The organism is Agromyces sp. NPDC056523 (assembly GCF_042794545.1).
Lineage (GTDB): Bacteria > Actinomycetota > Actinomycetes > Actinomycetales > Microbacteriaceae > Agromyces.
Genome location: NZ_JBHTTM010000002.1, coordinates 620,591 through 640,084, shown reverse-complemented (window position 1 = coordinate 640,084; position 19,494 = coordinate 620,591). Strand labels below are relative to the sequence as shown.

Annotated in this window: 12 protein-coding genes; 7 read left to right on the top strand and 5 right to left on the bottom strand. The window is 71.7% G+C overall.

Translation table 11 applies throughout. From position 1 onward, the window contains the following. Position 1: 1 nt before the first annotated feature. The 3 genes from glgB to ACFQ58_RS09935 form a co-directional block, all read right to left on the bottom strand. Positions 2–2,206, bottom strand: a complete 2,205-nt coding sequence (glgB, locus tag ACFQ58_RS09945; RefSeq protein ID WP_376950909.1) for a 1,4-alpha-glucan branching protein GlgB — start codon at positions 2,204–2,206, stop codon at positions 2–4. After that, positions 2,203–4,218, bottom strand: a complete 2,016-nt coding sequence (locus ACFQ58_RS09940; RefSeq protein WP_376950908.1) for an alpha-1,4-glucan--maltose-1-phosphate maltosyltransferase — start codon at positions 4,216–4,218, stop codon at positions 2,203–2,205. Before ACFQ58_RS09940 ends, glgB begins: the two co-directional genes overlap by 4 nt. 64 nt (positions 4,219–4,282) lie before the next feature. Next, complete coding sequence (locus ACFQ58_RS09935) at positions 4,283–5,485, bottom strand: Fic family protein (protein ID WP_376950907.1); 1,203 nt, start codon at positions 5,483–5,485, stop codon at positions 4,283–4,285. A gap of 110 nt (positions 5,486–5,595) precedes the next feature. Between ACFQ58_RS09935 and glgP the strand changes: the two genes are divergently transcribed. Beyond that, positions 5,596–8,160, top strand: coding sequence for an alpha-glucan family phosphorylase (gene glgP / locus ACFQ58_RS09930; RefSeq protein WP_376950906.1), 2,565 nt, complete (start codon positions 5,596–5,598; stop codon positions 8,158–8,160). Positions 8,161–8,292: 132 nt separating this feature from the next. Here the strand turns inward: glgP and ybaK are convergent, their stop codons facing one another. Both ybaK and glgX read right to left on the bottom strand, forming a co-directional pair. Continuing rightward, the gene (ybaK, locus tag ACFQ58_RS09925) at positions 8,293–8,790 is read right to left on the bottom strand and encodes a Cys-tRNA(Pro) deacylase (RefSeq protein ID WP_376950905.1); all 498 of its coding nucleotides are present in this window, start codon (positions 8,788–8,790) and stop codon (positions 8,293–8,295) included. Continuing rightward, positions 8,790–10,955, bottom strand: a complete 2,166-nt coding sequence (gene glgX / locus ACFQ58_RS09920) for a glycogen debranching protein GlgX (RefSeq protein ID WP_376950904.1) — start codon at positions 10,953–10,955, stop codon at positions 8,790–8,792. Before glgX ends, ybaK begins: the two co-directional genes overlap by 1 nt. A gap of 50 nt (positions 10,956–11,005) precedes the next feature. Between glgX and ACFQ58_RS09915 the strand changes: the two genes are divergently transcribed. The 6 genes from ACFQ58_RS09915 to ACFQ58_RS09890 all read left to right on the top strand — a co-directional run bounded on the left by ACFQ58_RS09915 (position 11,006) and on the right by ACFQ58_RS09890 (position 19,483). Continuing rightward, positions 11,006–12,241: a cysteine desulfurase family protein gene (locus tag ACFQ58_RS09915; RefSeq protein ID WP_376950903.1), complete on the top strand. Its 1,236-nt coding sequence runs from the start codon at positions 11,006–11,008 to the stop codon at positions 12,239–12,241. Between the two features lie 52 nt (positions 12,242–12,293). Beyond that, entirely contained in the window at positions 12,294–13,415 is a 1,122-nt protein-coding gene (gene mnmA / locus ACFQ58_RS09910) for a tRNA 2-thiouridine(34) synthase MnmA (RefSeq protein WP_376950902.1), read from the top strand. Positions 13,416–13,522: 107 nt separating this feature from the next. Next, positions 13,523–14,236 (top strand): hypothetical protein, encoded by a 714-nt coding sequence (locus ACFQ58_RS09905; protein WP_376950901.1) that lies wholly within the window; start codon positions 13,523–13,525, stop codon positions 14,234–14,236. A 189-nt stretch (positions 14,237–14,425) separates the two neighbouring features. Further along, complete coding sequence (locus tag ACFQ58_RS09900; protein WP_376950900.1) at positions 14,426–15,265, top strand: hypothetical protein; 840 nt, start codon at positions 14,426–14,428, stop codon at positions 15,263–15,265. A gap of 147 nt (positions 15,266–15,412) precedes the next feature. After that, positions 15,413–17,704, top strand: coding sequence for an NAD-dependent DNA ligase LigA (gene ligA / locus ACFQ58_RS09895; RefSeq protein WP_376950899.1), 2,292 nt, complete (start codon positions 15,413–15,415; stop codon positions 17,702–17,704). Between the two features lie 12 nt (positions 17,705–17,716). Further along, on the top strand, positions 17,717–19,483 hold the full coding sequence (locus ACFQ58_RS09890) for an alkaline phosphatase family protein (protein ID WP_376950898.1): 1,767 nt from the start codon (positions 17,717–17,719) through the stop codon (positions 19,481–19,483). Positions 19,484–19,494: the final 11 nt, after the last annotated feature.

The window sequence follows — 19,494 nt, the reverse complement described above, 5'->3', positions numbered from 1 at the left end:
CCTACTCGGGCTGGAACCACACGGCCGCGAGCGGCGGCAGCGTGAACGTCGCCGAGGCGGGCTTGCCGCCCCAGGGCTCGTCGGTCGCGTCGACCCCGCCGAGGTTGCCCACGCCCGAGCCCCCGTACTCCGTGGCATCCGTGTTCAGGACCTCGCGCCAGCGACCCGCGGACGGCAGGCCCAGGCGCACGCCCTCGTGCGGGCGACCGGCGAAGTTCACGACGCACAGCAGCGGGCGGCGCTCGCGGTCGTAGCGGAGGAACGCGAGCACGTTCAGGTCGGCCGCGCCTCCCTCGACCCAGTCGAAGCCGTCGGAATCGTCGTCGAGCTGCCAGAGCGCGGGCGTCTCGCGATAGGCGCGGTTGAGCCGGCCCACGAGTTCGGCGAGCTGGCGGTGCGTCGGCTGGTCGAGGATCCACCAGTCGAGGCCGCGTTCCTCGCTCCATTCCGACAGCTGTCCGAACTCCTGGCCCATGAACAGGAGCTGCTTGCCGGGGTGCGCCCACATGTACGCGAGGTACGCGCGCGTGTTCGCGAGCTGCTGCCAGTGGTCGCCGGGCATCTTGCGCACGAGCGAACCCTTGCCGTGCACGACCTCGTCGTGGCTGATCGGCAGGATGAAGTGCTCGCTGAACGCGTACAGGAACGAGAACGTGAGCTCGCCGTGGTGGTGCGAGCGGTACATCGGGTCGCGCTGGATGTACTGCAGGGTGTCGTGCATCCACCCCATGTTCCACTTGTAGCCGAAGCCGAGGCCGCCCGATGAGGTGGGTGCGGTGACTCCCGGCCACGACGTGGACTCCTCGGCGATCATGACGACGCCGGGGTTGCGCTTGTACGCCGTCGCGGTCGCCTCCTGCAGGAAGCCGATCGCCTCGAGGTGCTCGCGGCCGCCGTACCAGTTGGGCAGCCATTCGCCCTCGTCGCGCGAGTAGTCGAGGTAGAGCATCGAGGCGACGGCGTCGACGCGCAGTCCGTCGACGTGCATCTCCTCCAGCCAGAACAGCGCGTTGGCGACGAGGAAGTTGCGCACGCGCGGGTTGCCGTAGTCGAAGACGAGCGTGCCCCAGTCCTTCTGCTCGCCGCGGCGCGGGTCGGCGTGCTCGTACAGCGGCTCGCCGTCGAAGCGCGCGAGCGCCCACTCGTCCTTCGGGAAATGGCCGGGCACCCAGTCCATGATCACGCCGATGCCGGCCTGGTGCAGCCGGTCGATGAGGTACTTGAGGTCGTCGGGCGAGCCGAACCGCGACGTGACCGCGAAGTAGCCCGTCACCTGGTAGCCCCATGAGCCGCCGAACGGATGCTCCGCCAGGGGCAGGAACTCGACGTGCGTGTAGCCCAGCCACTCCAGGTACTCGATGAGCTCGTCGGCGATGTCGCGATAGCCCTTGCCGGGGCGCCACGACCCGAGGTGCAGCTCGTAGATGCTCATGGGCAGCTCGTGCGGGTTCACCTGCGCGCGCCGTGCCATCCAGTCGCCGTCGGCCCAGTCGTGCCGGGAGCTCGCGACGATCGACGCGGTCGCGGGCGCCACCTCGGCGCGACGGGCCATCGGGTCGGCCTTCATGATCCAGGCGCCCGATTGGGTCAGGATCTCGAACTTGTAGGCGGCACCCGGCTCGAGGTCGGGCACGAACAGCTCCCACACGCCGCTCGAGCCCATGTTCCGCATGGCGTGTCCGGTGCCGTCCCAGCGGTTGAAGTCGCCGACGACGCGGACGGCGCGTGCGCGGGGCGCCCAGACGGTGAACGAGACGCCGCGCAGCGGGCCCGTCACCGAGGGGAAGTCGCGATGGTGGGCTCCGAGCACCTTCCAGAGCTCCTCGTGGCGGCCTTCGCCGATGAGGTGCAGGTCGACCTCGCCGATCGTGGGGGCGTAGCGGTACGGGTCGTCGCTCGTCCACTCGGTGCCGTCGCCGTAGCGTGCCCGCACCCGGTAGCCGGTCGGCCCGAACGAGCCGGAGCCCGCCCAGACGCCGTGCGCGACGTGGTCGAGCGGCAGCTCCGAGCCGTCGTCGAGCAGCGCGTCGACGGATGCCGCGAGCGGGCGACGCACGCGGATGACGGTGTGCGCACCGCCCTGCCCGGCTGCGTCGAACCCGTGCTGGCCGAGCACCGCATGCGGCTCGTGGTGGCGTCCCTCGGCGATCGCGAGGAGCAGGTCATCGGACACCGCCGGCGCCTGGACGGGGGAGGTGTCGGTCATGAGGCGCCTCGAATCACTCGGAGGATGTGGACCGGTTGGGTGAACGCGTCCAGCCGGACGTAGTTGTGCTCGCCCCAGTCCCAGCGCTCGCCGGTGACGAGGTCCTCGACGGCGAACGGGGCGCCGGCGGGCAGGTCGATGGCCGCGAGGTCGAGGTGCACGGTCGTCTCGCGCACCGAGTGCGGATCGACGTTGGCGACGACCAGGATCGTGTCGTGGTCGTCGTCGGCGCGCCCGTCGATGAAACGGCCCTCGAGGTGCTTGGAGTAGACGAGCACCGAGTCGTCCTCGCTGTGGTGGAATCGGATGTTTCGCAGCTGCCCGAGCGCGGGGTGGTCGTTGCGGATCCGGTTGAGGATGCCGAGATACAGCGCGAGCGACCGGCCCTCGGCCTCGGCCGCGGCGAAGTCGCGCGGCCTGTACTCGTACTTCTCGTTGTCGATCGCCTCCTCGGCCCCGGGGCGGGCGACCGACTCGAACAGCTCGAAGCCCGAGTACACGCCCCAGAGCGGCGCCGCCGTCGCGGCGATCGTCGCCCGCACGGTGAAGGCCGCCGGGCCGCCGAACTGGAGGTACTCGGTGAGGATGTCGGGCGTGTTCACGAAGAGGTTGGGCCGCATGAAGTCGGCGGTCTCCTGCGAGACCGACGTGAGGAACTCCTCGAGCTCCTGCTTCGTGTTCCGCCACGTGAAGTACGAGTACGACTGCTGGAAGCCGACCATCGCGAGCGCCTGCATCATCGCCGGTCGAGTGAACGCCTCGGCGAGGAACACCACGTCGGGGTCGGTCGCGTTGATGTCGCCGATGAGTCGCTCCCAGAACGCGAGCGGCTTGGTGTGCGGGTTGTCGACGCGGAAGATGCGCACGCCCTGCTTCATCCAGAGCCGCACGATCCTCGTCACCTCGGCGACGAGGCCGTCGAAGTCGTCGTCGAAGTTGACCGGGTAGATGTCCTGGTACTTCTTCGGCGGGTTCTCGGCGTACGCGATCGTGCCGTCGGGCAGGGTCGTGAACCACTCCGGGTGCTCGGTGACCCAGGGATGGTCGGGGGAAGCCTGCAGCGCGAGGTCGAGCGCGATCTCGATGCCGAGCGCGGCGGCGCGACGCACGAATGCGCGGAGGTCCGCGAGGTTGCCGAGGTCGGGGTGGACGGTGTCGTGGCCGCCGGCTGCCGATCCGATCGCCCACGGCGAGCCCGGGTCGTGCGGCCCGGGCGTGAGCGTGTTGTTCGGTCCCTTGCGGAACGCGACGCCGATCGGATGGATGGGGGGCAGGTACACGACGTCGAAGCCCATGGCCGCCACCCCGTCGAGCCGCTTCTGCGCGGTCCGGAACGTGCCGGACTTCCAGGCACCGTTCTTCTTCAGCTTCCGCGCACCCTCGGACCGGGGGAAGAACTCGTACCAGGAGCCGACGCCCGCACGGCGGCGCTCGACGAGCAGCGACTGCTCTTCGGAGTCGGTCGCGAACCGGGCGAGCGGTCGCGCGTCGAACTCGGCGAGCACCGGGTCGTGCAGCAGGGCACGGCGGGCGGATGGTGCGGCCGCCGTATCGCGAAGGGCGGCCGCGTACGCCTTCAGGCGCTTGCGCACGGCCGCGGGCCGCTCGGACTGGGCCGCCGCCCGCTCAGCCAGGCGCGCCCCGATCTCGTACATGAGCTCGACGTCGACGCCCGCGTCGATCTTCAGTTCGGCGTCGTGGATCCACGTGCCGACCTCGTCGCCGAAGCCGGTCACGTGCCACTGCCAGGTGCCGATCACGTCGAGTCGCACCTGCGCTTCCCACCGGTCCGTGCCCGCGGCGAGCGCCGCCATCCGGTGCCGCTGCACCGCGCCCGACGGATCGGTCAGCACGAGCATCGCGCCGACGAGGTCGTGTCCCTCGCGGAACACCGTGGCGCGGAACGGGACCACCTCCCCGGCGAACGCCTTCGGATTCCAACGCGGATCTGGCAGGGCGGGCGTGAGCCGGGTCACGGGGATCCGGCCGGCACGAACAGGTCGGCTGGTCACGTTCCGACCGTAGCGTGGATGCCAGGGGAACGGCAGGCCGGGTTGCGCCGCGTGGCGCGGCGAGCTAGTGGGGCTGCCGCCGCCGCCTCCGCGCGCGCGCGGCGAACGCGTCGAGCGCCGCCAAGATCTCGTCGGCCTGCCACACGCGGTAGCGGGGTCCGCTCGAGGTCCGGCTCAGGACGCCCGCCTCCTCGAGGCGCGTCAGGGCACCCGCGGCAGCGACCTCGCTGACCCCGAGGGCCGCGGCCACGGCCTGCACGTTCACGACGGGCTGCGTGAGCAGGTACGCCTTCCCGCGGTGCACCGAGGAATGGGCGCGCGCCGTCACGACGGCGTCCCAGCGCGCAGACGCCTGCCGGATGTCGGCGACGAGGGCCCGACCGTTCTCGACCGCGGCGAACGAGGCCTCCGAGACCGCGTCGACGATCGCGTCGGGCCGGCCTGCGCGGTAGGCGTCGAGGGCGCTGAAGTACCCCTCGGTGTCGTGCAGGAGCCCGGCCGAGACCGGCACGGCGACGTTCTCGGTCACGCCGCCCGCGCGCAGCATCGACTGGATGAGCGCGCGGCCGGTGCGGCCGTTGCCGTCGGGGAACGGGTGGATGGTCTCGAACTGCGCGTGCGCGAGCGCCGCGTGGGCGAGCACCGGCAGGTCGGTGCGCTGCACGAACTGCATGAGGTCGGCCATGAGCCCGCCGACGCGATCGTGATGAGGCGGGACGAACTCGGCCGAGTGCGGCGAGATCGATCCGCCTCCGATCCACACCTGCTCGGAGCGCCAGGCGCCGACGACGGCGGGCGTCGATTCCTCGAGGAGCGCTCGGTGCATCGTGATGATCGCGGTCCCGTCGAGCCGGTCTGCGAGCTCGATCGCCGCACTCATCGCGTGCACGTTCGCCACCACGAGGCGCGCGTTGCCGGATCGTGCCTGCCCGAGTTCGGCCAGCGCCACCTGCTTCGCGCTCGCCGTGAGCCGTTCGACCTCGGAACTCGACGCGCTCTCGGTGCGAAGGAGGATCGCGGCGAACGGTGCCGCGATGTGGCCGACCTCGGTGTCGAAGCGGGTGAGCTCGCGGCTCGCGTCGTCGGCCGTCGCCACCACCTCGGGCGGCAGGATCGCGCGGCGATCGGCGATCATGGGCGGAACGGACGCGCGATACGGTCCTCGTGCCGCGCGCAGGGCACGGCGCGAGGCGACCTCGGCACCGGTGCGGTCCCACGGACGGGACTCGTATCCGACCGGCGGCCACGCGGTGACATCGAATGCCATATCGCCAGCTTACCAAAGGTTTCGCGCAGAACCTTTGCTTAGCCGTAGGGATGGCGGGCCGAGCCATCCGTTCACCTGCCCGACACACGCCCCCGCCTAGGGTTGACCCCGTGAAGCCCATCCGCAAGTTCACCGTCCGGGCCGTGGTGCCGCCGCAGCTCAGCGCGCTCGAGGAGCTCGCCGCGAACCTCCGCTGGTCGTGGCACGAGCCCACCCGTCGGCTGTTCGAGCACATCGATCCGGTCGGATGGCGGCGTTCCCAGCGCGACCCGATCGCGTTCCTCGGCGACATCGACCCGCGCCGGCTCGACGAGCTCGCGAACGACGAGGGCTACCTCGGCTGGGCCGACCGGGAGCGGGATGCGCTGCGCGCGTACATCGCCGAGCCGCGGTGGTACCAGTCGCTCGACCTCGAGACGCCGAGGACCATCGCGTACTTCTCGCCCGAGTTCGGCATCACGGCGGCGCTGCCGCAGTACTCGGGCGGCCTCGGCATCCTCGCGGGCGACCACCTGAAGGCGGCCTCCGACCTCGGCGTGCCGCTCGTGGCGGTCGGCCTGTTCTACAAGGCCGGGTACTTCGCGCAGGCCATCGCGCCCGACGGCTGGCAGCAGGAGCGCTATCCGGCCCTCGACCCCGACGGGCTGCCGCTCTCGGTCCTGCGACGGGCGGATGGCACGCCCGTCCAGGTCACGCTGGCCGTCCCCGGCGACCGCAGCCTGCACGCGCGGGTCTGGCAGGCCGCCGTCGGTCGCGTGACGCTGCTGCTGCTCGACACGGACATCCCCGCGAATGACGACGACCTGCGCCAGGTCACCGACCGGCTGTACGGCGGCGGCGGCGAGCATCGGCTGCAGCAGGAACTGCTGCTCGGCATCGGCGGCGTCCGGGCGCTGCGCGCGTGGTCCGAGCTCGTCGCCCGACCGTTCCCCGACGTGTTCCACATGAACGAGGGACATGCCGGCTTCCTCGGCCTCGAGCGCATCTCGGCGTGCATCGGCGAGGGGCTGACGTTCGACGAGGCCCTGCAGGTCGTCCGTGCCGGCACGGTCTTCACGACCCACACGCCGGTACCCGCGGGCATCGACCGGTTCGATCGCGCGCTCGTCGCGCAGTACCTCGAATCGGGCCTGCTGCCCGGTGTCGATCCCGCCGATGCGCTGCCGCTCGGCCTCGAACCCGGCGTCCACCCCGACGACAGCGCGTTCAACATGGCCATGATGGGCCTGCGCCTCGCGCAGCATGCGAACGGCGTCTCGAAGCTGCACGGCGAGGTCAGCCGATCCATGTTCGCCAGCCTCTGGCCGGGCTTCGACGCCGACGAGGTGCCGATCACGTCGATCACGAACGGCGTGCACGCCCCCACCTGGACCGACCCCGCCCTGCTCGAGCTCGCCGAGGAGCGTCTCGGGACGGGCGACACCGAGCACGCCGACTGGCTGAGCCCCGCGGTCAGCGACGCGGAGCTGTGGAGCGTCAAGCGCGGCATGCGCCTCCAGCTCGTCGAGGACGCCCGCCGCCGCCTGGCGGCCGCGTGGGCCGACCAGCACGCCGGCGCGGTCGCGCCCGACTGGGTGCGCCGCGTGCTCGATCCCGACGTCCTCACGATCGGCTTCGCACGTCGCGTGCCGACCTACAAGCGGCTCACGCTCATGCTGCAGGATCCCGAGCGCCTCGCCGCGATCCTCACCAACCCCGACCGGCCCGTGCAGTTCGTGATCGCGGGCAAGGCGCACCCGGCCGACGAGGAGGGCAAGCGCCTGATCCAGCGCCTCGTGCAGTTCGCGCAGCGGCCCGAGCTGCGGGAGCGCATCGTCTTCCTCCCCGACTACGACATGGGCATGGCCGAGACGCTGTACCCGGGTTGCGACGTGTGGATGAACAACCCGCTGCGGCCGCTCGAGGCCTGCGGCACGTCGGGCATGAAGGCCGCTCTGAACGGGGCGCTCAACCTGTCGGTCCTCGACGGTTGGTGGGCCGAGTACGCGGCCGACGACCACGGCTGGGTCATCCCGACGGCGGATGCGGCGCCCGACGCCGCCGAGCGCGACCGGCTCGAGGCATCCGCCCTGTACGACCTCATCGAGCACCGCATCACGCGGCTGTTCTACGACCGCGACCACGACGGCGTGCCGACCGAGTGGATGACGCGCGTGCGCCGCACGCTCGCCCACCTCGCGCCCGAGCTCGGCGCCGACCGGATGGTGCGCGAGTACGTCGAGCGCCTGTACCGGCCGGCGGCCGAGCACGCCGAGCTCGTCGCCGCGAACGGCGCCAAGCCAGCGCGCGGGCTCGCCGAGTGGGTCGCGGGCGTCCGGGCAGCCTGGGAGGGCGTGCAGGTCTCGCACGTCGAGTCGGGCGGGCTCGACTCGACACCGCACGTGGGCGACCAGCTGCACCTGCGCGCGCATGTCGCGCTCGGTCGGCTCAGCCCCGACGACGTCTCCGTCGAGGTGGTGTACGGGCACTCGCACGGCGACGACCGCATCGAGGATGCGCGCGTGGCGGTGCTCGATGCCGACGGCGACTCGACGACGGATGCCGCGACGCGCGTCTACGTCGGCACGATCACGCTCGATCGCGCCGGCGCGTTCGGGTACACGGTCCGCGTGGTGCCGCGCCATCCGCTGCTGCTCACGACCGCCGAGCTCGGCCTCGTCGCCTCCGCGTCCTGAGGTCGCCGCCTCGTTTCAGGAACTCGGAGGCTGATCAGGACCGCATCGACGGGATGCTCCTGAGAGGCCTCCGTCTTCCTGAAACCGGCGCGCCTTGTGGTGGTCGCGCCGGGCGCTCATGTGCCCGAGCGGTCAGCGGGGGCGGGCGATGGGGGCGTAGCGGCCGGCGGTGATCGCGAGGAGGTCGTCGGGCGCGAGTTCGAGGTCGAGGCCGCGGCGCCCGCCCGAGACGAACACGGTCTCGCACAGGATGGCGCTCTCGTCGAGCACCGTCGGAAGGGGCGTCTTCTGCCCGATCGGGCTGATGCCCCCGACGACGTAGCCGGTCTTGCGCTCGGCGACCGCCGGGTCGGCCATCTCGGCGCGCTTGCCGCCGAGCGCCGCCGCGAGCGCCTTCAGGTCGAGCTGGTCGGCGACCGGCACGATGCCGACCGCGAGCCCGCCGTCGACCGTCGCGAGCAGCGTCTTGAACACGCGCGCCGGTTCGATACCGAGCTTCTCCGCGGCCTCGAGGCCGAATGCCGCGGCGCGCGGGTCGTGATCGTACGCGTGCGCCGTGAAGGCGATGCCGGCGCGCGACAGCGCGACCGTCGCCGGCGTGCCGGCCGAGGCATCCGCCTTCCTGCCCATCAGTGCGCCGCGGTCCGCTCGTCGGGCGCGGTCGCATCATCGGCGTCCGGCAGCACGTCGACGTCGATGCTCGCGGCCGCGGCATCCGACGGCCCGGGGGAGGGCTCGCCGTGCGCGCGGAACAGCCGCATCGACTGGGGCGCCACCGCCATCCGCTCGACAGGGTCGTATCGCGCGCCCAGCTCGCCATCGGGCTCCTCACGCGACGAGTCCCAGAGCAGCTCGTAGTCGTCGACGCCCGGATGCGCGGGCAGCAGCACTTCGGTACCGGTCTCGGAGGCGTGCACGACGAGCAGGATCCGGTTGTACTCCTCGAATTCGGGCGTGGACGCGGCCATGAACTGCAGGGTGCGTTGCGAGGCGTCGTTCCAGTGGTCGATGGTCATGGTCTCGCCGTCGGCGTTGTACCAGTCCATCTGCGAGGCGCTCGGCACGGTCTCGCCGAAGCGGCCGTACCGGACGGGCCGCAGTGCCGGGTTCTCGCGACGCAGGCGCAGCAGGTGCCGCACAGTCGCCTCGAGCGCGGCATCGCGATCGGCCGAGTCCCACGCGAGCCAGGTCAGCTCCGAGTCGTGGCAGTACGCGTTGTTGTTGCCGCGCTGGCTGCGCCCGTACTCGTCGCCCGCAGTGAGCATCGGCACGCCGGCCGACAGCAGCAGCGTTCCGAGCAGGTTCCGGATGCTGCGCCGTCGCGCCCCGGCGATGGTCGCGTCGTCCGTCGGCCCCTCGACGCCATGGTTGTAGGAGTTGTTGTGGTCGGCGCCGTCGCGGTTGTGCTCGCCGTTGCCGAGGTTGTGCTTGACGTCGTACGCAGTGAGGTCGGCGAGCGTGAACCCGTCGTGCGCGGTGATGAAGTTGAGGCTCGCGAGCGGTCCGCGCTCCTGGGCGAACGTGTTCGACGAGCCGGCGAGGCGCGTCGCGAAGCGGCCGATGCCGCTGCCCGCCTCGCCGGCGCGCTCGCGGCGCAGGTCGCCGAGCCAGAAGTCCCGCATGCGGTCGCGGTAGCGGTCGTTCCACTCGCTGAAACCGGCCGGGAAGTTGCCGGTCTGCCAGCCGAACGGACCGACGTCCCACGGTTCGGCGATGAGCTTCGAGGCGCCGATCACGGGGTCGGCGAGCATGCCCTGCAGGAGCGGATGGTCGGGGGAGTAGGCGCCGAGTGCGTCGCGGCCGAGTGTGGCCGCGAGGTCGAGGCGGAAGCCGTCGACCTGCAGTTCCTCGGCCCAGTACCGCATCGAGTCGAGGACGAGCCGCACCGGCGCGTCGTGGCCGAAGTCGAGGGTGTTGCCGCAGCCGGTGGTGTCGACATAGCGGCCGTGCACGTCGTGCCGGTAGTACGTCGCATTGTCGATGCCACGGAAGCTGTACGTCGGACCCTGCCGACCCTCCTCGGCGGTGTGGTTGTAGACCACGTCGAGCACGACCTCGAGGCCCGCCTCGTGGAGCCGCTTGACCATTCCGGCGAACTCGCGCCGCACCGCCGCGGGGCCGCCCGCCTGCGCGGCGGCGCTCGCGTACGGGGTGTGCGGCGCGAAGAATCCGAGGGTGTTGTATCCCCAGTAGTTGACCTGCCCCTGGCGGACGAGCCGTTGCTCGGGCACGAACGCTTGGACCGGCAGGAGCTCGACGGTCGTGACGCCGAGCCCGGTCAGGTACTCGAGCGACGCGTCGTGCGCGAGGCCGGCGTACGTGCCGCGGAGCGCGTCGGGGATGCGGGGGTTGAGCCGGCTGAACCCGCGCACGTGGGCCTCGTAGACGACCGTGTGGTCGAGCGGGACCCGCGGCTTCGCCGCGCCGTCCCAGTCGAATCCCTCCGAGGCGAGCGAGTCGAGCACGATGCCCCGCCAGGAGCCGTCGCCCGCCATCTGCAGTCCGCGCGCCCAGGGATCGAGGAGCGTGTGCACGGGATTGAACGCGTGCTCGATCCCGGCGGGACCGTCGATCCGCAGCCCGTACCGGGCGCCGGTGACGAGGGCCGAGGACGCGCCCTCCCAGACGCCGCCTTCGGATTGGGCGAGCGGCACTCGGCTCGCCGCCCAATCGAGGTCGTCGGGATCGAACACGACGAGTTCCACGGCCGTCGCGTGCTCGGACCACACGCGGATCGTGCCGCCGTCCGGTCCGGTGCGCACGCCCAGGTCGTGGAGCGGATCGGCCGAAGACATGCGAACTACAGTAGTTCGAAGGGAACCTGTTCCCGATCAGGAGGTGCGCGATGGTCGGCCGCGACTCCGTGTACCTCGATCACGCGGCGACCACCCCGCTGCGCCCCGAGGCGATCGACGCGATGACGAGCGCGCTCCACCTCGTCGGTAACCCGGCGTCGATCCACAGCGCGGGCCAGAACGCCAAGCGACTGCTCGAGGAGTCCCGCGAGCAGGTCGCGGCGACGCTCGGCGCCGACCCGATCGAGGTCGTCTTCACCGGAAGCGGCACCGAGGCCGTGAACCTCGCGATCAAGGGGCTCTACTGGCGCCGTCACCGTGAGACCGGAGCACGCCGCATCCTCCTGCCCGGCGGCGAGCACCACGCGACGCTCGACACCGTCGGATGGCTGGCCGAGGTCGAGGGCGCCGAGGTGGAGGAACTGCCCGTCGACGAGCTGGGCAGGGTGCGGGTCGACGCGCTCGCCGCCGCGCTCGAGCGGGACGCGGCATCCGTCGCCCTCGTCACGATGCTGTGGGCGAACAACGAGGTCGGCACGATCGAGCCGGTGCGCGAGGCGGCCGAGTCGTGCGCGCGGGCCGGCGTGCCGCTGCACGTCGACGCCATCGCCGCGTACGGGCACGTGCCGATCGACCTGCACGCGCTGCGACACGAGACGCGCGCACCGGCGGGCGCCGGGCTCGTCGCGATCAGCGTGTCGGCGCACAAGGTCGGCGGGCCGGTCGGCATCGGCGCGCTCGTGCTCGACCGGTCGACGCACATCGAGCCGCTCCTGCACGGCGGCGGCCAGCAGCGTCGCATCCGCTCGGGCACGCAGGATGTCGCCGCTGCGGCGGGCTTCGCGGCGGCTGCCCGGGTCGCTGCCGAGCAGCGCGAGGTCGAGCACGACCGGATGTCGCGGCAGCGCGACCGGCTGGTCGCCGGCGTCGCGGACGCCGTGCCCGACGCACGCCTCTCCGGCGATCCCGACCCCGCTTCGCGGCTCCCGGGCAACGCCCACTTCTCCTTCCCGGGCTGCGAGGGCGACTCGCTGCTCTTCTTGCTGGATGCCGCGGGCGTCGCCGTCTCGACGGGATCGGCGTGTCAGGCCGGCGTGCCCGAGCCGTCGCACGTCCTGCTCGCGATGGGTCGCTCCGAGGCGGAGGCGCGCGGGGCGCTGCGCGTCACGCTCGGGTGGTCGACGACGGACGCCGACGTCGACGCGTTCCTCGCGGCACTGCCCGCGGCGTACGAGCGCGCGGCGCGTGCGGGCATGGCGGGCAGGGTCACGAGCTTCGACCGCTGATCGCGCCGGCCGCGAGGCATCCGCTCAGGACCCGTTTCGTACACTGGAACCCATGCGAATTCTGGCAGCGATGAGCGGCGGCGTCGACAGCGCCGTCGCGGCCGCGCGCGCCGTGGACGCCGGTCACGATGTCGTGGGCGTGCACCTCGCGCTCAGCCGCATGCCGGGCACCCTGCGCACCGGCAGCCGCGGCTGCTGCACCATCGAGGACTCGATGGACGCCCAGCGTGCCGCGAACGTGCTCGGCATCCCGTACTACGTGTGGGACTTCTCCGAGCGGTTCAAGGCCGACGTCGTCGACGACTTCATCGCGGAGTACGCCGCGGGCCGCACGCCCAACCCGTGCATGCGATGCAACGAGCGCATCAAGTTCGCCGCGCTGCTCGAAAAGGCGCTGGCGCTCGGGTTCGACGCCGTGTGCACCGGGCACTACGCGACGATCGTGACGGATGCCGCGGGCCACCGCGAGCTGCATCGCGCGAGCGCGTGGGCCAAGGACCAGTCCTACGTGCTGGGGGTGCTCACCGCCGAGCAGCTCGCGCACGCCTACTTCCCGCTCGGCGACACGCCGTCGAAGCAGCTCGTGCGCGAGGAGGCCGCGCGGCGCGGACTGAGCGTCGCGCAGAAGCCCGACTCCCACGACATCTGCTTCATCCCCGACGGCGACACGCGTGGCTGGCTCGGCGAGAAGGTCGGCGTCGCCCAGGGCGAGATCGTCGACCGCACGGGCGCCGTCGTCGGCTCGCACGAGGGCGCGCACGCCTACACGGTCGGGCAGCGCCGCGGCCTCCGGCTCGGCACGCCCGCACCCGACGGCAAGCCGCGCTTCGTGCTCGAGGTGCGCCCGAAGGAGAACACCGTGGTGGTGGGCCCGAAGGAGGCGCTCGCGATCGCCGAGATCGCGGGTTCGCGGTTCACGTGGGCAGGGGAGCCGCCCGCCGACCCGGCCGCGCCGTTCGCGTGCGAGGTCCAGATCCGCGCGCACGCCGATCCGGTGCCGGCCGTCGCCCGCGTCGAGACGGATGCCTCCGGCACGACCGAACTCGTCGTCATTCCGGACGTGCCGCTCGACGGCGTCGCACCCGGCCAGACCGCTGTCGTCTACGTCGGCACGCGCGTCCTCGGCCAGTGCACGATCGACCGGACCGTCAGCGCCGTGCCGGCCGGCGCCTGACCGCACAAACGTCACCCACTTCGATCCTCCCAGCGAACTCGCGTAGATTCTCGTGGGTTGGCGCCGCAGCCCGAAACCTCGGCGCCACGTGAACCCGAGGAGCCCCCGTGTCCTACCCGCTCTATCCCGCCGACCCGAACCGAGACCCCGCCGAACCGTTCCGCAACCTGGAACCGGCCACGACCACGGCGTCGACCGCCGTGATCAACCCCGCGCCCCAGCCGTGGGACGACCTGGTCGACGACCGCCCGATCACGTCCGAGGAGGTCACGGAACGGCAGCGCGAGGCGTTCGGCGGACCCAAGATCGGCTCCGCGTTCTTCGGCTGGCTCACCGCCATGGCGAGCGCGGCCATCCTCGCCGGAGCCGTCGTCGTCGTGGCGGCCGTGACCGGACTGGATGTCATCCCCGACCCGTGGGCGACGGGCGGCATCGGCCCGTTCGACGGGCTGACCGCCGGATGGATCGTGATCGGCGTCCTGCTCGCGGTCGGGTTCGTCTCGTTCTACTGCGGCGGGTACGTCGCCGGGCGGATGGCGCGGTTCAGCGGCGCCGCGCAAGGCCTCGCCGTCTGGGGGTGGGCGCTCGTCGCCGGCATCGCCGTCGCCGTCGCGATCGCGCTGCTCGACGGGCGGTTCGGCTTCGTGGCCGCCGGACGGGACGCCGTGCCGAGCATTCCCGTCTCGCCCGACCTGGTCACCGTCGCCTGGATCGCCGGGGCGGTCGCGCTCGTCGTCGTGAGCCTCGGCGGTGCCGTGCTCGGCGGGACCGTCGGCGTCCGGTACCACCGCCGCGTCGATCGCGTCGGCCTCGACGACTAGGGCGATCCCCGCGGTCGTTCGCGCGGTCCACCCCCGAACCTGAGCGTCGGCCGAGCGTTCGCTGCACCGCGAGTGCGGTCGCACGCCCGCTGTCAAGGCCCCTGACGACGCTCGTGCATCGTCGTATCGTCGAGGTCGGCGCCGCAGGCACCACCCGTGTGCGGCGCACACCACGAGAGGGGACCTGTCATGAGCACCTCATCCGATCGACCCGGCCGCGATCCGTACCCGCCCACCCCGGCGGACCGCGACGGCGACGGCGTCCGCGACGACCGCGAGGTCGCGGTGGACCATGACCGGGACGGCGTCCGCGACGACCGCGAGGTCGCGGTGGACCGTGACCGGGACGGCGTCCGCGACGACCGCGAGGTCGCGATGGACCGTGACCGGGACGGCGTCCCCGACGACCGCGAGGTCGCCGGTCGCCACCGCGACGCCGCACACGACGAGCGACTCGTGGCCGACCCGGCACTGCGAGCCGCAGTCGTGGACCGCGAGCGCGAGCGGTACGGAGGGATCAAGTTCGGCGCGGCGTTCTTCGGCTGGCTGACCGCGGTCGGCGTCGCCGTGCTCCTCACGGCGCTGCTCGCCGCGACCGGTGCGGCGATCGGTCTCGGCACACTGGGCGAGGCGGTCGACGAGGCCGCGGCCGAGAACGCCCAGACCATCGGCATCGTCGGCGCGATCGCGCTGCTGGTGATCCTGTTCGTCGCATACTTCGCCGGCGGCTACGTGGCAGGGCGGATGGCGCGCTTCAACGGCATGAAGCAGGGCCTCGCCGTGTGGCTGTGGGCGATCGTCGTCGCGATCATCGGCGCGATCATCGCTGCCGTCGCGGGATCGCAGTACGACATCCTCGCGAGCCTCAACACCTTCCCGCGGATCCCCGTGACCGAGGGTGAACTGACCATCGCCGGCATCGTCACGCTGGCCCTGGTCATCCTCGCGAGCCTCGGTGGAGCGATCCTCGGCGGCAAGGCAGGCACGCGGTACCACCGCAAGGTGGACGCCGCCGGCTTCGGGGCCTGACGCCCGGGGGGTAGGGCGCGGCGCCGAAGAGGGGTGCGCGGCTGAGGCCGCGCACCCCACTCGTGTCCGTGCGCGGGGACGCGGCCGCCCGCCATTCTCCGTCGCCACCGGTCCGCGCCCGCCCGGACGTCGGAGGCGGCTCCTAGGATGGCCCCTGTGAGCGACATCCCAGCCGACTTCGAGACCGCGCGCGCCGAGGCCGAACGGCTCACCGAGCTGATCGATCGGGCGCGCCTCGCGTACTACGGCGACGGCGACTCGCCCTTCTCCGACGCCGAGTACGACACGGCGTTCCACCGGTTGGAGGCGCTCGAGCGCGCGTTCCCCGAGCTCGTCGGACAAGACAGTCCCACGCAGCAGGTCGGCGCGGTGGTCGCGTCGGCGGGGTTCCCCGAGCACGAGCACGCCGAGCGCATGCTGAGCCTCGACAACGTGTTCTCGGTCGACGAGTTCCGCGAGTGGGCCGTGAAGGTCGAGCGCGATGCGGGCCGGCCCGTCCATTTCCTCAGCGAACTCAAGATCGACGGGCTCGCGATCAGCCTCGCCTACCGAGACGGCGTGCTCGAGACTGCCACCACGCGCGGCGACGGCCGCGTCGGCGAAGACATCACCGAGAACATCGAGTTCATCCCGGCGATCCCGCTCAGGCTCACCGGAGAGGGGTTCCCCGCGTTCTTCGAGGTGCGGGGCGAGGTGTTCCTCGCCACGAACGAGTTCGAGGCGCTCAATCGCCGGCAGCGCGAGCTCCAGACGGCGTATGCGGCCAACGAACTCGGCAAGGGCAAGCCCGAGGCATCGATCAAGACGAGGTTCCCCGAGTTCGCGAACGCGCGGAACACGGCGGCGGGCAGCCTCAGGCAACGGCGCGAGCGCAAGAGCGCGTTCGATCTCGAGCTCATGCGCGACCGGCTCGGCCGGCTCTCGTTGCACCTGCACGGCATCGGGGCGTGGGAGCGACCGCCCGTCGAGGGGCAGTCCGATATCTACGCGCTGCTCGCCGGGTGGGGACTCCCGGTGTCGCCCTACAGCCGGGTGCTCGGATCCGTCGACGAGGTCATCGCGTTCATCGAGCACTGGGGCGAGCACCGGCACGACATCGAGCACGAGATCGACGGCATCGTCGTCAAGGTCGACGAGCTCGCCCTGCACGACGAGCTCGGCTCCACGAGCCGAGCGCCGCGATGGGCGATCGCGTTCAAGTACCCGCCCGAAGAGGTGCACACGAAGCTCATCGACATCGCAGTGGGCGTGGGCCGCACCGGGCGCGCGACGCCGTACGCGATCATGGAGCCCGTGAAGGTCGCCGGCTCGACCGTGCGCCAGGCCACCCTCCACAATCAGGGCATCGTGAAGGCCAAGGGCGTGATGATCGGCGACACCGTCGTACTCCGCAAGGCGGGCGACGTGATCCCCGAGATCCTCGGGGCGGTCGAGCAACTGCGCGACGGCACGCAACGCGAGTGGCACATGCCGGGTGAGTGTCCGGAGTGCGGTACGCCGCTTCGCCCGATGAAGGAGGGCGACATCGACCTGAGGTGCCCGAACGCCAGGTCGTGCCCGGCCCAGGTGCGCGGCCGTGTCGAGCACATCGGGTCCCGCGGCGCGCTCGACATCGAGGCGCTCGGCGAGGTCACGGCCGCGGCGCTCACGCAGCCGTCCGTTCCCTCGACGCCGCCGCTCGAGACCGAGGCGCGACTGTTCGACCTGACGCTCGACGAACTCGTCCCGATCCAGGTGGTGGTGCGCGACGCCGAGACGGGCGAGTTCAAGGTCGACGAGAAGACGGGTGAGCCCGTCCGACGCGCGCCGTTCCAGAAGATCCTCCGCCAGGGTTCGAAGTCGCGTCCCGCGGAGTACGGGGCATCCGGCGCGGCCACCAAGCTGCTCGACGAGCTCGAGAAGGCGAAGACCAAGCCGTTGTGGCGGCTGCTCGTCGCGCTCAACATCCGGCACGTCGGCCCCGTCGCGGCGCGCGCCCTGGCCGACCACTTCGGTTCACTCGATGCGATCCGGGCCGCGAGTCGCGAGGAGCTCGCCCACGTCGAGGGCGTGGGCGGCATCATCGCCGACTCGCTCCTCGACTGGTTCGACACCGACTGGCATCGCGAGATCGTCGAACGATGGACCGCCGCGGGCGTGCAGTTCGCCACGCCCGGCCACGCCGGGCCCGGCCGGGCCGGCGACACCGACGGCGTGCTCTCCGGGCTCACCGTCGTGGCGACGGGCAGCCTCGACGGCTTCACGCGCGAGGGCGCGCAGGAGGCCATCATCGCGGCCGGCGGCAAGGCGGCGTCGAGCGTGTCGAAGAAGACGGACTTCGTCGCGGCCGGTCCGGGGGCCGGCTCCAAGCTGGCGAAGGCCGAAGAGCTCGGCGTGCGGGTCATCGACGCCGCGCAGTTCGCCGTGCTCGTCACGGAAGGACCCGACGCGCTCGGTTGAGAGGGGGGCCGCATGGCGGACGACGAGGACGTCAGGGACGACGGTGGCCCGGCGATCGGCGCCTCGCGCCGCGAATTCCTCAAGCTCGGCGGCGTCGCCGGTGCCGCCGCCGTCGTCGCCGGGGGCGGCGCCGCTGCGGTGGGTGGGAGCGTCGGGCACTCCGCGGGGGTGACCGAGGGAGCGGCCGGCATCGCGGCGCTCCCGCCTCCGCCGACCGCGCGCGCCAGGCCCGGCTTCGACCACCTCGTCGTCGTCATGAGCGAGAACCGCTCGTTCGACAACTTCCTCGGCTGGCTCTACGACGCCGACTCCCTTCCCGACGGCGCGACGTTCGACGGGCTCGCGTTCGGCGAGTACGCGAACACGGCGCCCGACGGCACGAGCATCGCCGCGCACGTCTACGCCGGCCCGACCGACGTGATCATGAGTCGACCCGACCCCGACCCGGGCGAGGAGTACCCCCACGTCAACACGCAACTGTTCGGCACCATCCGCCCCGATTCGAATGCCTCGGTGCCGATCGACGAGATGCGCGAGCCCTACAACGCGCCCGACGCCGGCACGACACCCACCATGGGCGGCTTCGTCGTCGACTACGCCCACCACGTCGATCACGACGTCCGTCACGACGGTGACCGCGACATCCACCAGATCATGGGCTCGTTCTCGCCCGAGATGCTCCCCGTCACCGCCATGCTCGCGAAGGGCTTCGCGGTGTACGACGCCTGGCACTGCGCGGTGCCGAGCCAGACGTTCTGCAACCGCTCGTTCTTCCACGCCTCGACCTCGCACGGGTTCGTGACCAACCGCGGCGGCGACGACGGCTACCTCAAATGGCTCGAGGCGAAGGCCGCGCCGACCATCTTCAACCGCTTGGAGGACGCCGGGCTGGACTGGCGGATCTACTTCGACGACCTGCAGCTGATCTCGCTGACCGGCTTCATCCACGCGCCGGCACTCGAGAAGTACTGGCGGACCGACCACTTCGCGCCCATGTCGCAGTTCTGGACCGACGTGGCGGGCGGGAAGCTGCCGCCGTACGCGTTCGTCGAGCCGCGCATGATCTACGACCACAACGACTTCCACCCGCCGGTGGGTCCGCTCCGCCAGTCCGAGGTCGACGGCGAGGAGGTGACGGACAGCGCGATCTCCGACGTGCGTGCCGGTGAGGCCCTGCTGCACCGCATCTACTCCGCGATCCGCGAGAGCGCCACCGAGGGCGGGTCCAACGCGATGAACACGATGCTGCTCCTCACCTTCGACGAACACGGCGGGACGTACGACCACGTCGCGCCGCCGGCGGCCACCCCGCCGCATCCCGACGCGAAGCCCGGCGAGATGGGGTTCACGTTCGACCGACTCGGCTGCCGCGTCCCGGCGATCGCGATCTCGGCGTACACCGCCGAGGGCGGCATCATCCACGACCAGATGCACCACGGATCGGTGATCGCGACCCTGTGCACGTTGCACGAGCTCGACCCGCTGACCGACCGCGACGACGGTGCACCCGACATCCGCAACGCCCTGACCCTCGACGCCCCGCGGCATCCGCTCACCTGGCCGGCCACCACCCCCCAGTACACCCCGCCGAACCCAGAGTCGGCGCCGCACCCGGCCGAGGCGCATCGCACGGCTCCGCTCAGCCCGCCGGCGCGCGGGCTGCTCGGCATGCTCATCGCGAAGTACGGCGATGAAGGCGAACCCGAGCCGCAGACCTACGGCGACGCGTTCGACGCGCTGCAGAAATACGGCGTCGGCCTGTTCGGCGCGCCTCGATAGAATCGCTGGCA

What these genes read in the sequence shown, in the direction of transcription:
- glgB (WP_376950909.1), bottom strand. Translation starts at nt 2,206, where the DNA reads ATGACCGACACCTCCCCCGTCCAGGCGCCGGCGGTGTCCGATGACCTG.
- ACFQ58_RS09935 (WP_376950907.1), bottom strand. Translation starts at nt 5,485, where the DNA reads ATGGCATTCGATGTCACCGCGTGGCCGCCGGTCGGATACGAGTCCCGT.
- ybaK (WP_376950905.1), bottom strand. Translation starts at nt 8,790, where the DNA reads ATGGGCAGGAAGGCGGATGCCTCGGCCGGCACGCCGGCGACGGTCGCG.
- glgX (WP_376950904.1), bottom strand. Translation starts at nt 10,955, where the DNA reads ATGTCTTCGGCCGATCCGCTCCACGACCTGGGCGTGCGCACCGGACCG.
- ACFQ58_RS09915 (WP_376950903.1), top strand. Translation starts at nt 11,006, where the DNA reads ATGGTCGGCCGCGACTCCGTGTACCTCGATCACGCGGCGACCACCCCG.
- mnmA (WP_376950902.1), top strand. Translation starts at nt 12,294, where the DNA reads ATGCGAATTCTGGCAGCGATGAGCGGCGGCGTCGACAGCGCCGTCGCG.
- ACFQ58_RS09900 (WP_376950900.1), top strand. Translation starts at nt 14,426, where the DNA reads ATGAGCACCTCATCCGATCGACCCGGCCGCGATCCGTACCCGCCCACC.
- ligA (WP_376950899.1), top strand. Translation starts at nt 15,413, where the DNA reads ATGGCCCCTGTGAGCGACATCCCAGCCGACTTCGAGACCGCGCGCGCC.
- ACFQ58_RS09890 (WP_376950898.1), top strand. Translation starts at nt 17,717, where the DNA reads ATGGCGGACGACGAGGACGTCAGGGACGACGGTGGCCCGGCGATCGGC.